10 protein-coding genes are annotated in these 12,943 nt (G+C 55.9%); 7 read left to right on the top strand and 3 right to left on the bottom strand.

Annotation, left to right across the window (positions count from 1 at the left end; all coding sequences use genetic code 11):
* Positions 1–37: 37 nt before the first annotated feature.
* From PT279_RS03495 to rnc, 3 genes are all read left to right on the top strand, one after another.
* Positions 38–661 (top strand): DUF177 domain-containing protein, encoded by a 624-nt coding sequence (locus PT279_RS03495; RefSeq protein WP_277165499.1) that lies wholly within the window; start codon positions 38–40, stop codon positions 659–661.
* A gap of 72 nt (positions 662–733) precedes the next feature.
* Positions 734–928 carry a 50S ribosomal protein L32 gene (gene rpmF, locus PT279_RS03500; protein ID WP_277142447.1) on the top strand — a complete coding sequence of 65 codons (195 nt, stop codon included), beginning with the start codon at positions 734–736 and terminating at the stop codon, positions 926–928.
* A 238-nt stretch (positions 929–1,166) separates the two neighbouring features.
* Positions 1,167–1,961, top strand: a complete 795-nt coding sequence (gene rnc / locus PT279_RS03505) for a ribonuclease III (protein WP_277165501.1) — start codon at positions 1,167–1,169, stop codon at positions 1,959–1,961.
* 315 nt (positions 1,962–2,276) lie between these two features.
* Here the strand turns inward: rnc and PT279_RS03510 are convergent, their stop codons facing one another.
* Positions 2,277–4,469, bottom strand: coding sequence for a leucine-rich repeat domain-containing protein (locus PT279_RS03510; RefSeq protein WP_277165503.1), 2,193 nt, complete (start codon positions 4,467–4,469; stop codon positions 2,277–2,279).
* 366 nt (positions 4,470–4,835) lie between these two features.
* On the opposite strand from PT279_RS03510, the gene PT279_RS03515 reads away from it, so the two are divergent.
* Together PT279_RS03515 and ilvN are read left to right on the top strand one after the other, a co-directional pair.
* Positions 4,836–6,770, top strand: coding sequence for an acetolactate synthase large subunit (locus tag PT279_RS03515; protein WP_277165929.1), 1,935 nt, complete (start codon positions 4,836–4,838; stop codon positions 6,768–6,770).
* A 21-nt stretch (positions 6,771–6,791) separates the two neighbouring features.
* Complete coding sequence (gene ilvN, locus PT279_RS03520; RefSeq protein WP_277165506.1) at positions 6,792–7,346, top strand: acetolactate synthase small subunit; 555 nt, start codon at positions 6,792–6,794, stop codon at positions 7,344–7,346.
* A gap of 92 nt (positions 7,347–7,438) precedes the next feature.
* Here ilvN and PT279_RS03525 read toward each other — a convergent pair whose 3' ends face one another.
* Complete coding sequence (locus tag PT279_RS03525) at positions 7,439–9,694, bottom strand: ABC-F family ATP-binding cassette domain-containing protein (RefSeq protein ID WP_277165511.1); 2,256 nt, start codon at positions 9,692–9,694, stop codon at positions 7,439–7,441.
* Positions 9,695–9,848: 154 nt separating this feature from the next.
* Entirely contained in the window at positions 9,849–10,577 is a 729-nt protein-coding gene (locus PT279_RS03530) for a type 1 glutamine amidotransferase (RefSeq protein WP_277165514.1), read from the bottom strand.
* 102 nt (positions 10,578–10,679) lie between these two features.
* Here PT279_RS03530 and cysS point away from each other — a divergent pair, with 102 nt between their 5' ends.
* Positions 10,680–12,518 carry a cysteine--tRNA ligase gene (gene cysS / locus PT279_RS03535; RefSeq protein ID WP_277165517.1) on the top strand — a complete coding sequence of 613 codons (1,839 nt, stop codon included), beginning with the start codon at positions 10,680–10,682 and terminating at the stop codon, positions 12,516–12,518.
* A 104-nt stretch (positions 12,519–12,622) separates the two neighbouring features.
* Entirely contained in the window at positions 12,623–12,907 is a 285-nt protein-coding gene (locus PT279_RS03540) for a hypothetical protein (RefSeq protein WP_277165520.1), read from the top strand.
* Positions 12,908–12,943 lie beyond the last annotated feature (36 nt).

Consider the following 12,943-nt stretch of genomic DNA (forward strand, 5'->3'; position numbering starts at 1 on the left):
ACGAAATCCCAAAGATTCGAAAGAACAATAAGAATATATGAGCAGACCTGAAGATTCGCAATGGGCCGTGAGCGTGGGGCAGATTATCTCGCGCCCAGGCCAAAGCAAAACCGTTGATGCCGATTTCCCCGCTCCAAGCGGCATCGGCGACAACGTTATCGGCGTCGAAGAAGGCGCGTCCGTCAAGGTGGGCGGAACCTTTGATTCCATCGTCGATGGCCTGATTTTCACCGGACATTTCAACGCGCCGGTTCATGCCGAGTGCGTGCGTTGCCTCACCCCGATCAAACGCGACTGGAGCATGGACGTCACCGCGTTCTTCCCCTACGATTCCGCGAAAGCCTCGGTCAACGCGGACAACGGACACGACAAACACGATGAGGACATCGACATCATCGCCGGCGAGGACGAGTCGGAAGACACCTACCCGCTGAGTGCGGACTGCAATTTCGCCGACCTTGAAGCCTTGCTCCGCGACACGTTGGTGGAGAACCTGCCGATGCAGCCGCTATGCAAGCCGGATTGCAAGGGCCTGTGCTCACAGTGTGGCATCAACCTAAACGACAATCCCGACCACCATCACGACGTGGTCGACAACCGATTCGCCGCTTTGGCCGATCTCAGGGCCGAGCTGGAAAAGGAAGAGAAGCAAGGCAAGTAGAGCTTGTACCGAGATGGCGCTAAACTTGTCTACGCTTAAGCTCAAATTGTTCGAACGAAATAGAGGAATACCATGGCACTGCCAAAGTACAAGACTTCGCGAGCCAACACGCATTCGCGCCGCTCCAACTGGAAGGCCAGCGCGGCCAAGACCGTCGCCTGCCCGAACTGTGGTGCGCCGACCCTGCCGCATATGGCTTGCCCGAGCTGCGGCTCGTTCCGCGGCCGCGTCTATCGCGAGGCTATCAGCAAGTCGCTGAGCAAGTGAAACGCTAGCAAATAAAAGCCCTGCCATCGACGGGTGGCGGGGCTTTTGCATCTCTGCTTACGTTTGCAATCAATCCAGGCAATAATTTCATATCCATAACCCACCACGCAGATGTGTTACAGGAACCAATTCGATTTGACTTTGATTGACGAGATCCGATATCCCGCCATTCGTCATCAAACGGCTTGGTGCCCGCAATATGTTCGTCGGGGTCGTATCGATTAGTAAAAGGACCATCGTGACCGATTCACACAACAACGAAAACAGCAAACCTGCCTCTCCGCAGCAGGAGTTGCTTGACCGACTCGGAACCACGCTTTCACCGGATCTGCTGGTGCAGGCACTCACCCACCGTTCGTTCTCGCACGAGCACGAGGGTGCGCCGAACTACGAACGTTTGGAATTCTTGGGTGACGCTGTACTCGAGTTCGTTTCTACGGAAACGTTGTATCGTGTTCACCCGGACATGAATGAGGGCCAGCTTGCGAAGATGCGGGCGATGGCCGTCTCAGAAAAGGCGCTTTCACAAATTGCACGCGAAAAACTGCAGGTAGGCCCATATATCCTGCTCGGCCATGGCGAGGCGGAATCCGGCGGCGCCGAAAAAAGCTCGATTCTCTGCGACATCGTCGAATCGCTGATCGGCGCGACATTCGTTGAGCACGGCATTGACGAGGCCCGTAAAGTCGTGCATCATCTGGTCGATGATGAGCTCAAGAAAGTTGCGACCGAAGGCCCGGCGCTGGATTGGAAGACCTCGCTGACCGTCAAGGCGCACGGCATGGGACTTGAGGATCCGCGCTACCGCATGGCCGTCTCCGGCCCGGAATACGCGCAGGTCTTCACTGCCCGAGCCGTTGTCGGTCAGGATGACGAAGTGCTCGGCGTCGGCACCGGTTCCAGCAAACGCAAGGCCCAGCTTGCTGCTGCTCGCGAGGCTTGGCACGAGCTTGATGACCATCCAAGCAAGCATCAGGCGAAGAAACACCATCACCGTAATAATTCCAGCGCAGACTCATCTAAAGTAGACTGAAAATCATCCCCTTACCCTGCCTCATTCACTACTAAAGCTGACTGAGAATCAGTATCTCCATTGGTTTCTGCGGACTCGTCCAACGCAGCTTGAGAATCTCCCTCGTCCTTTTCTCCTACGTCCGATTCTGAATACCCGGGTATGTGCATCCCTCATGCCCCGAGCAGCTGTCTGCAAGGTCAGTTGCTCGGGGCAGCATCGACTCATCGGGCGACTGCAATCACTATCGACCATAAACCCTTCATCCATAAAACCTCTATACCCTAATTCATTAGATTCCCGAACCTATTGCATCTCATCTTCGGCAGTGTTCGGCTACTCATCAGCACTCGGTTCCTCTGCAACGCCCGGCTCTCCTACAGTGCCAAGTCCTTCGGCACCATCCGTTCCTCGAGCATCGTCCGACCATTCAGCTATACCCGGCCCTCTAACACCACTCGGCTCCTTATCAGCGCTCTTCTCTTTGATACGTAAGCAACAGGCCAACACAACGAAAGCGATAACAATCACTCCAAGTAGTGTGATCGGCCAAAAAAACAACGCCAATTCACGCCATGAAAAATCCAAGCTGCCGCCCTCATCACCACCGTCGGGATGGGCATGCACATATTCATCCTCGTCGGCTGGACCGTCACAGTATTTTCCGCTCCGCGTTCTTTCCTCGTCGTAGAAGATGCTGGACGGAGTATCCTCCCACTTGGCATTCAATTCCATGTCCTCAGTAACGGGCTCGTTGATAGCATCGGGTCCAAATATGACACTCTCATCCTTACCGTCTTTCACGCGCCATCGACTGAATCCCTTTCCATCACATGTGATCGGAACGTCGGGCAGGTTCACCACATCTTCGTCACGCACCTGCTGGTCAGGGACATGAAGACCGCATTCGTTGGTAAATGAGACACTATGCGTCTGTTTCGGCGGCACACCTTGAATATGTCGTGAGACCATTCCGATGAAATCGGCGTCATGCATTTCTTTTGCGTCCCAGAAGGTTAGGGATATATGGTCGGCGTCCCCCGCGGATTTCCACGTCGCCACCCCAGTCGTCGGGTCGTAATGGCCGTTTTTCGGATACATCTTCGGTTTGATATATTTGCCATCGAAATCTTTCCCCGTCTTCAGCGTCAACTGGTCGGTGGCGGCGTCGTCAAGCAATGTGTATTGTCTATCCAAATCTATTCTCACTTCATCCCTCACCTTGGCAGGCAAAGTGGCGTCACGTACCGCATTACCACCGAAATCCGCGCTACTGATACTTGCCATCTTCGCCAAAACCGAAATATCGGTTATTTTGTTGTTTTCAAGCTCAAGATCCCATATCTTGTCGCAATTGGCGAGAAGGGAAATATCCGATATCTGGTTATCGGAAAGATCGAGATCCCCTTCAAGCTTGGTAAGTCCAGCTAGAGGTGAGATGTCCGAAATGTTGTTGTCGTCGGCCTTGAGTGTGCGCAGCTGCGTAAGACCGCGCAAGGGCTCCAGGCTTTGAATCTCGTTATAGTCAATCGACAACGACGTCAACGCGGTCATTCCGGAAAGCGTGCTGATGTCGGAAATACGGTTACCACCAATCCACAGCACACGCATATTGGCCATTCCACGCAATGGCGAGATATCGGCTATCGCGTTGCCGCTCAAATCCAGCTCCTGCAAGTTTGTAAGCGTTTCGAGCGCGGAGACATCACGGATCTGCAGACTGCCCCCAGTGTTCTGTTGCCCCGCGTATAACTTGCGCAGATTCGTCATGCTCCGCACCATATCAATCGAGCCGAGATCATTCTTGCTGATGTCGAGCCGGGTGAGATTCACCAAGCTAGCCAGAGGCGAGCCATCGATGATGCCAGCACTCTCGATATCAAGTTCGTTCAGATTGACCAACCCGGCAAGCGAAGCGACGCTTTTGAATTTAAGGTTATTGAGCCGAAGGACCTTGAGCCCGATAAGACCTGCCAACGGAGCAAGATCGATCGACAAGAGGGAGTCAGGATTTGAACCAGAATTATCCTGTCGATTATTCAGGGAAAGCACCTGCAACGAGGTGAGCTTGGAAAGCGGCGAGAAATCGGAGACCTCGTTTCCATTGCAATACAGCGTTTGCAGTTTGGTGAGATTGGCTAGACGTGCGAGGCTCTGAACATAATTACCATCGATATTGAGATAGGTGAGGTTCACCAGATTCTCGATGCCTTTGAGACTCTCGACTCGTCCGTTCAACGATTTGAAAGCATTGAGTTTCGTGGTGGTATCAACCATTTTCTGGGTAAAGATATTAGTGGTCTTGACGTGCTCGGCTCTCGCAACGTCCTTGGCGAGAGCCTCATCGGGGAAGCAATCGGCTATGCTGTCGCTGCCGACCTTGCAATCGTGCCGAACTTGCGCGGCTGAAACGGAACAGGGCGCAAATATCATCGCAATCACCATGAATGCCGCAAACGCAACCGACAACGCCCGCAGAAACGTCGTAACCGGCTGCTTGGTGGTCGTCGCGGTGTCTTCCTTGGCCATAGTCCGCTCCTTTATTTGCTTTGATATTCCCGTTTATCACCACGGTCATTCGCAGCGTACGTATAACCGTAAACCAGACATACGTGTATATCACAAGCAATAAGAATCATCCGCACAGAACAATGACAACGGCCTCGGGCATGTATTCCCACAAGCTATACGCAATAAACCGCCATCACGACGCCAATATTTGGGCAATAAGCGGGTTCGCCACGCGTAAGGCGTTATTATATCTACCAAATCGGCATAGCGCCGCGGCCTGCCAAGAACAGCCCAGCGAACACCGAACGTCACAGCCATGCGGACGTACACCATACGCCACAGGTCACCGACAATCCTTATCAACCCGAAGAGACAAGAGGAATGATGGTGTCACCAACGCCTTTACAGGCATTCAGCGCGGTGCCGAAAGCACCGAAGACCAACAAACAGACTCTCGTGGATGGCGAGAAAATGACCGGCGCACAGGCGCTGATCCGCACGCTGGAAGATCTGGGCGTGCAGGACGTTTTCGGCATTCCGGGCGGCGCGATCCTGCCGGTCTATCATGAGATCCACGACGACACCAAGTTCCGTTTCGTGCTGATGCGCCATGAGCAGGGCGCGGGGCACGCGGCCGAGGGATACGCCGTGGCCACCGGACGCGTGGGCGTATGCATCGTCACCTCCGGGCCGGGAGCCACCAATATGGTCACCCCGATCGCAGACGCGAACATGGATTCGGTGCCGCTCGTGGTCATTTCCGGGCAGGTCGGCGTGAACGCCATCGGCACAGACGCCTTCCAGGAGGCCGATACCGTCGGTATCACATACCCCGTGGTCAAGCATTCCTACCTTGTCACCGACGCGCAGGACATTCCCCGCGTACTCGCTGAAGCGCACTATGTCGCGCGCACCGGCCGCCCCGGCCCTGTCGTCGTCGACATCACGAAAACCGCCCAAGTTGACGATATGTATTACTCATGGCCTCAGAAACTGTTGCTGCCAGGCTATAATCCGACGACCAAACCGCACGGGCACGTCCTGCGCGAGGCCGCGAAACTGTTTGAACAATCGTATCGACCGGTGCTATACGTCGGCGGCGGCGCGGTGCGCTCCAACGCCAGCGAGCAGGTCAAGGAACTGGCCGATCTGACCGATTCCCCCATCGTCACCACGCTTCCCGCATGCGGCATCGTGCCGGATTCCGATCCGAAAGTACTGGGAATGCTCGGCATGCACGGCACGTTGGCGGCTACGGCAGCCACGCAGAAATGCGATTTGCTGGTGGCCATCGGAGCCCGTTTCGACGACCGTGTGACCGGAAAATTGGAGGCTTTCGCACCCGCCGCCCGCGTCATCCACATCGACATCGACCCGGCCGAGATCGGCAAGCGCCGCCAGCCGGATGTACCGATTGTCGGCGACGTGGCCGAGGTGCTCGACGCACTGAACGCCGAAATCAAGCGAGGACAGGCCATACACGGCTTGCCGAATCACGAGTCGTGGTGGAAGCTCATCAACTCGTGGCGCGAAAAATATCCGATGAAGTATGACGAAACGACGCCGGACGGTACACTTTCGCCGCAGTGGGTGGTCGAGGAGCTCTCGCGCCAGGCAGCACCTTCCACCATCTGGGTTTCCGGCGTGGGCCAGCATCAGATGTGGGCCTCGCAGCTTGTCGATTTCGAGAATCCACATTCCTGGATTTCCTCGGGAGGCTTGGGAACCATGGGCTTCGGCCTTCCTGCGGCCATCGGGGCGCGCATCGGTTCCACCCGTGATTTCGGCGGCAAGAAACCAGTTTGGCTCATCGACGGCGACGGCAGCTTCCAGATGACTTCCGAGGAGTTGGCAGCTGCGTTCATCGACAACGCTCCGGTGAAGATCGCGATTCTCAACAATTCCGTTTACGGCATGGTCCGCCAGTGGCAGACGCTCTTCTACGACAAGCATTATTCGCAGACCAGCATCCAGGATGGCGAAAACACCGAAGATATCATCAATGTCCCCGATTTCGTCAAACTGGCCGAGGCGTATGGCTGCGTCGGTATTCGCGCGAGAACACAGGACGAGGCGAGGAACGCGATCAAACGCGCTAACGAAATCAACGACCGGCCGGTGCTGATCGACTTCCGCGTTTACAAGGACGCCATGGTCTGGCCGATGGTGGCAGCCGGGCAATCCAACGACACCGTCACCTATATGCCGGGCATACAACCACTGCTGCATCATAACGCGGCGAACCCAGCTGCCGATGACGCTTCTGACGATACCGAGAATGTTGCCGAAGCCGCCGACATCGCGGCCGCGGAAAAGTAAGGGCAAGGCGAAAGGAATATCATGGCAATCTATCCTGCATCCACTCCGCATAGCGAGCGTCATACCCTGTCCGTCTTGGTCGAAAACCGCCCCGGCGTACTGGCCCGTATAGCCGGCCTTTTCGCCCGCCGCGCCTTCAACATCAACTCGCTTTCCGTCTCCCCCACCGAACGCCCCGACATCTCGCGCGTCACCGTGACCGCCGACGTGGAGCAGGTGCCGCTTGAGCAGATCATCAAGCAGCTCAACAAACTGCTCCACGTCCTGAAAATCGTCGATCTCGACAACATGGACGCCGTTCAGCGCGAGCTGGTGCTCATCAAGGTCGCCGCCAACGAATCGAATCGATCGGATGTACTTGAGATCGTACGACTCTTCCGCGTGCGCGTGGTCGACGTGCACCCCGAGTCGCTGACCATCGAGGCCACCGGCGACGAAGGCAAGATCGACGCGCTGCTTGGGCTCTTGGACGATTACGGCGTCATCGAACTGGTCCGTTCCGGCGCTGTCGCCATGACCCGCGGTCCCCACGCCTTGAGCGAAAAGGTGGTCGGCAGCGAGATCACCGGAAGGTAATGCAGTAACTTAACGGTACCAAATTTCTAAGGTGGATATGGGTTAAAACCATATCCACCTTTTGTTGTCTTTCCTCTGGGATTCTGGGGTTATTATTCAACCTGCTCGGAGAGCTCCATCCACTCGGACTCTAGAGACTCAGACTCGGCGGAGTTGGCAGAGAGTTGCTCGTTGAGTTTGCCCAGACCTACGTAATCGGACGGGTCGTGCGCGGCCATTTTCTGTTCGATCTTCGACTTCTCTGTTTCGAGTTTCGCAAGTTTGCGCTCGATGGCCGAGAGACGACGAGTGGCGTCGTGGAAGGCTTTGCCGGTCAGTTTCGGTTCGCCGGATTGCGAATCGGAATCGGTATTGTTGCCGTTATCGCTTGCGTCTGCATTTGATGATTGGGATTCAGTCGTACTGCTCGAAGAAGAGCCCTTGCCCGACAACTTACCACTGTGATTGCCGCCGATAACCTCATCGAGCGTTTCGCCGTTCTCGATTTTGCGAACCATTTCGAGGTAATCATCGACGCCACCGGGAAGGTGACGGACCTTGCCACCAATCAATGCAAACTGCTCGTCAGTCACGCGTTCAAGTAGGTAGCGGTCATGGGAAACCACAATCAGCGTGCCCGGCCAGGAATCAAGCAGATCCTCCATCACGGCCAGCATGTCGGTGTCAAGATCATTGCCAGGCTCATCCAAAATCAAAACATTGGGCTCGTCCAGCAAAATCAGCAAGAGCTGCATGCGGCGCTTCTGCCCGCCGGAAAGATCGGCAATCGGCGTCATCAGCTGCGCAGCCGAAAAACCAAGCCGTTCCATCAGCTGGCTGGTCGAAACCTCTTTGCCGTCGACTTCATAGGTCGGCTTGTAGCGACTCAGCACTTCCTTGATCTTGTATTTGCCGAGCTTCTCCAGCTCATCGAGCCGCTGCGAAAGCACCGCAAACTTCACGGTCTTGCCGATTTTCACGTACCCGGTCGTCGGTGTCAACGTGCCGTCGATGATTTTCAGCAACGTCGACTTGCCGGCACCGTTCGCACCGACAATACCAAATCGGTCGCCGGGGCCAATCAGCCAAGTGACATCGTCAAGAATCTTGCGTCCGCTGACCGTCACCTTCTGCGCTGAGGAAGTGACGGCAGGGGTATCCTCGGCGTTGGATTCCTTATCACTGACTGCACTATCTTCCTGATTGGAAGAAACATCGGAAGTATCGGCGTCATTCGTCCCATCCGAAATCTGTGTGGCTTCATTGGTTTCCGTCACAGACTGATTTTCGTCGGCTTGAGAACGTTCGGCTTTGGCATCAACAAGCCGGTCATCATCCAAATCGTCAACAGCCAGCTCGACGAAACCCATGACTTTCGGCTCCTGATACAAAGCCGGAACCACATCAACACGCGAAGCGGAGTCGTTGTCCGAGTCATCAGATCCATTATCACTGGGTGTTTCGCCTTGGAGATGCTCGAAAATCTGAGTGACATCGCTGAGGTCGACGACCTGCTTACCCAGCCGTGAAGTCGCCATTTGTTTCAGCTGCAATGTATTACGCATCGGTGGCACGTCGGCAATCAGCTCATTGGCCTGTTTCACGTGGAACTTCTGCTTGGTGGCACGGGCGCGGGCGCCGCGAGTCAGCCAAGCCAGTTCCTTGCGGGCAAGATTGCGGCGGCGTTCCTCACGAATATCGGCCTGCCGGTCACGTTCGACGCGCTGAAGCATGTAGGCGCTGTAGCCGCCTTCGAACGGGTCGATCACCCCGTCGTGCACCTCCCACATCGACTCGCAGACCTCATCCAGGAACCAGCGGTCGTGCGTAACCAGCAGCAACGCGCCCTGCCCTTTGGCCCAGCGGTTCTTCAGATGCTCCGCAAGCCAATGAATGGTAACGATATCCAAGTGGTTCGTCGGTTCGTCAAGCGCAAGAATGTCCCAATCCTTCAGCAACAAACGGGTCAAATCCGCACGTCGACGCTGGCCGCCGGAAAGCGAACCAACTTTGGCATCGAGACTCAAACCACCGAGCAACGCCTCCACGATCTCGCGGGAACGGGTGTCGGAAGCCCATTGGTAATCCTCACGCCCTTCGAGCGCGGCCTGCCGCACTGTGGCATTGTCATCAAGTGGATCGCGCTGGTCCAGCATGCCGAACGTCAGCCCGTTACGCGTGGTCACGCGCCCGGAATCGGGCTGCTGCGTGCCAGCCAGCAAATGCAGCAACGTGGATTTGCCGTCGCCGTTTTTGCCGACGATACCGATACGGTCGCCCTCGAAGACGCCTTGCGTCACATCGGTAAAAATGGTTTTGGTGGCGAAATCAAGCGAAACGTGTTCAAGTCCCAAGTCATAAGTCGGCATAGTGATTCGATGGTACCGCCCGCCGCCAACACCCTTTAGTCTGCAGGCAAATCAGCCAGTGCACATTCTCGCATTTCCCGTCACACCAAAACTGAACATGCGATGAAAATTACGATTCCTGCCTCATTTCCCTGATTTTCATCGCAAGCTCGAGTCAGGACTGTTCGCCCATCGCACGGGCACTGGCAGCACAACGCACGGCGAAGGCGGAGAAAACCTGCTCGGCGAGCGGCTGCAGTTCAACGTCGTAATGCTTGAAATCCTCACGAATCTTGGCAATTTGGCTCTTCTTCATGCCCTTGACCATGGACGGCTCACTCAGCCACTCGTCCAAAAGCGTCGGCGTCACCTCAAGATGGAACTGCAGCCCGAGTGCGCTTTTATAGCAGAACGCCTGGTTTTCGGTATATTTCGATGACGCGAGAAGCTGGCCACCATCGGGAACGGAGACGACGTCGTTGTGCCAGTTGAGCACGTTCATCTCGGAGGTCCACATTGGGAACCAGTCGTTTTTGACGACGCGCTTGATCGGCGCGAACCCGATTTCCGAGCATTTGCCACTCTGCAGTTTGCCGCCGAGCGCCGTGGCGATAATCTGATGGCCAAGGCAGATGCCCAGCACCGGTTTGCCCGCCTTCACGGCCTTGCGCACCAGCTTCGCCTCGGTTTTGAGCCCCGGATATTCCTTGTAATCCTGCGCCCCCATCGGCCCGCCCATTACCACGAGCCCCGCAATCTTTTCGCTTTTCGGCACGTCTGGATTTGCTTCAGAGGCGATGTTCAGTGTTTCGCTGCCCATACCAAGGTCGTCGAGATTATCAAGGATCCGTCCTGGCTTTTCGCAGGAAACATGTTGCAGAATAAGCACTTTCGGCATCGTCATGGTTCCATTGTGGCATTTCGTCACCCCAAATTCATACCCGTTGACTTCAAGCGAACGGACTTGCACATTTTTTTGTCGGCTAAAGCCAATACTCTGGTAAATATGGAAAACGCCACGAAACCGCAGAATTCCAACCTTCCTGAATCGGACCAGTCGAAGGCGCTCGCCGATGCCGCCACGGGGTTGAAACTTTATAACACGGCCACGCACGAAGTGTCCGCGTTCACGCCGATTGTGCCCGGCAAGGTGGGCATCTACGTCTGCGGCGCCACGGTGCAGAGTTCGCCGCATATCGGCCATATCCGCGCGGCGGTCGCCTTCGATATCGTCCGTCGTTGGCTTGAAAAGCTCGGTTATGACGTCACTTTCATCCGCAATGTCACCGATATCGACGACAAGATCCTGGACAAGGCTGCGGCCGCTGGTGAGCAATGGTGGGCACGCGCCTATCATTACGAGCGCGAATTCACGCACGCCTATGAAACGTTGGGAGTGCTCGCGCCGACATATGAGCCCAGAGCGACCGGCCATATCGGCGACATGGTCGACCTTATCCAACGTCTGGTGGACCGTGGCCACGCCTACGTCGTCACCGACAACGACGGCAAACCGACCGGCAACGTATTCTTCGACGTGGCCAGCTGGCCATATTACGGCGAGCTGACCCACCAAAAACAAACCTCAGAAGTCGATTCCGCAGCGGCGGTGGCGGACGAAATGGGCCCGAGCGTCGACCAGTCCGGAAATGACAAATACAACCCGGCCGACCCGGCTGACTATTCCCCCGACAAGCGCGACCCCCGTGATTTTGCGCTGTGGAAGGCTTCGAAGGAAAGCGACCCTGAAACCGCCCGTTGGAAGACGCCATTCGGTACCGGTCGCCCCGGCTGGCATATCGAGTGCTCGGCAATGAGCCACCGCTATCTCGACGGCATGTTCGACATCCACGGCGGCGGGCTCGACCTGCGCTTCCCCCATCACGAAAACGAAATGGCGCAGACGCGCGCGGCAGGCTACGAGTCCGCCAACGTCTGGATGCACTCGGCCTGGGTGACGGCCAAAGGCGAGAAGATGTCGAAGTCGCTGGGCAACGGGCTTTCCGTGCCGAGCGTCCTCGCGCAAAACTCACCGTGGGTGGTGCGTTACGCCCTGGGCAGCGTGCAATATCGCTCTATGCTCGAGTGGAGCGATCAGACGCTCGCCGAGGCGAAATCCGCCTACGAGCGCATCAGCAATTTCATTGTCCGCGCCGGCCAGGTACTGGGGCCGAACGAACAACCGAGCCGCGAGGAAGTCGCAGCCATCAAGGCCGACCAGTTGCCGTCCGATTTCGTGGAGGCGATGAACGACGACATCAACGTTTCGGGCGCCACCGCTGCGATTTTCACCGCCATCCGTCATGGCAATTCGCTGATTGCCGAACTTGAAGCGGCGCAATCCAACATCAGCACCGTTTCTCTGAATGAAGCCGACATGGCCGCCCTGACCGACGAGTACCGCAGGGTTCTCGACGAAACCAGCGACAAATATTCGGATATGCCCGAAGAATACATCCAAGGTGACGCCAAGGTCAGGTTCGCCTTCACGCACGGCAACATTCCATCCGAAATCATCGACATGCTTACCTCCCGGGTTGCCTTGCGCGAAACGCTGCTTTCGGTGCGGGCCATGCTCGACACCTTGGGCCTCGACCCGTTGGCGCAACCTTGGAATGTCGGGACTTCCGAGGGCGGTTCAAAGCGCGAAAGCAATATCGGCGCCAACGACGCCGAAGCCGAGCACAAGTTGCTTGACGAGATGATGCAGTACCAACTCGCTGCACGCAACGCCGCCCGCAAGTCCAAAAACTTCGAAAAAGCTGACAAAATCCGCAATGCCCTCGCCTCCATGGGAGTGACTATCGAAGACAAGCCGACAGGCTCCACTTGGAGTCTGAAATAGCATCGTGAAGAACTTACGGAATTTCTTGACTGCAACAATCAGTATCTAATAAATCGCATTTTCCCTAGTTTTCATCACAATTTATCATAAAACGATGAAAAAAATTGCTTTATATTTGCGTTCATCGTTTCTTCGTCGTACAATTATTAAAGTTATCAAAAACTAATAATTTTTATGCTGAAAAACCAATATGGAAATTTTTTGATGACAAGAAGAAACGAGAAGGCAATCATGCGACGCAAGATCGAAACGATGATCGCAACGGCACTAGCGACAGCGACTTTGCTGTCGCCTGCCATGGCACAGGCGGCACAACCCCCCGAAGCAACGCGGCAACCTCAGCGAAACACGCCGAGCAGTCAGGCGGCGGATTCCTCAACGTCGACTGACCAGACTCAACAGCGTCCAATCTCAACGGCACCTGC

Source organism: Bifidobacterium sp. ESL0784 (assembly GCF_029433295.1).
Taxonomy (GTDB): Bacteria; Actinomycetota; Actinomycetes; order Actinomycetales; family Bifidobacteriaceae; genus Bifidobacterium.

Excerpts from the sequence above, each read along its gene's own strand:
- PT279_RS03495 (WP_277165499.1), top strand. The coding sequence starts at position 38 with ATGAGCAGACCTGAAGATTCGCAATGGGCCGTGAGCGTGGGGCAGATT.
- rpmF (WP_277142447.1), top strand. The coding sequence starts at position 734 with ATGGCACTGCCAAAGTACAAGACTTCGCGAGCCAACACGCATTCGCGC.
- PT279_RS03510 (WP_277165503.1), bottom strand. The coding sequence starts at position 4,469 with ATGGCCAAGGAAGACACCGCGACGACCACCAAGCAGCCGGTTACGACG.
- PT279_RS03515 (WP_277165929.1), top strand. The coding sequence starts at position 4,836 with ATGGTGTCACCAACGCCTTTACAGGCATTCAGCGCGGTGCCGAAAGCA.
- ilvN (WP_277165506.1), top strand. The coding sequence starts at position 6,792 with ATGGCAATCTATCCTGCATCCACTCCGCATAGCGAGCGTCATACCCTG.
- PT279_RS03525 (WP_277165511.1), bottom strand. The coding sequence starts at position 9,694 with ATGCCGACTTATGACTTGGGACTTGAACACGTTTCGCTTGATTTCGCC.
- PT279_RS03530 (WP_277165514.1), bottom strand. The coding sequence starts at position 10,577 with ATGACGATGCCGAAAGTGCTTATTCTGCAACATGTTTCCTGCGAAAAG.
- cysS (WP_277165517.1), top strand. The coding sequence starts at position 10,680 with ATGGAAAACGCCACGAAACCGCAGAATTCCAACCTTCCTGAATCGGAC.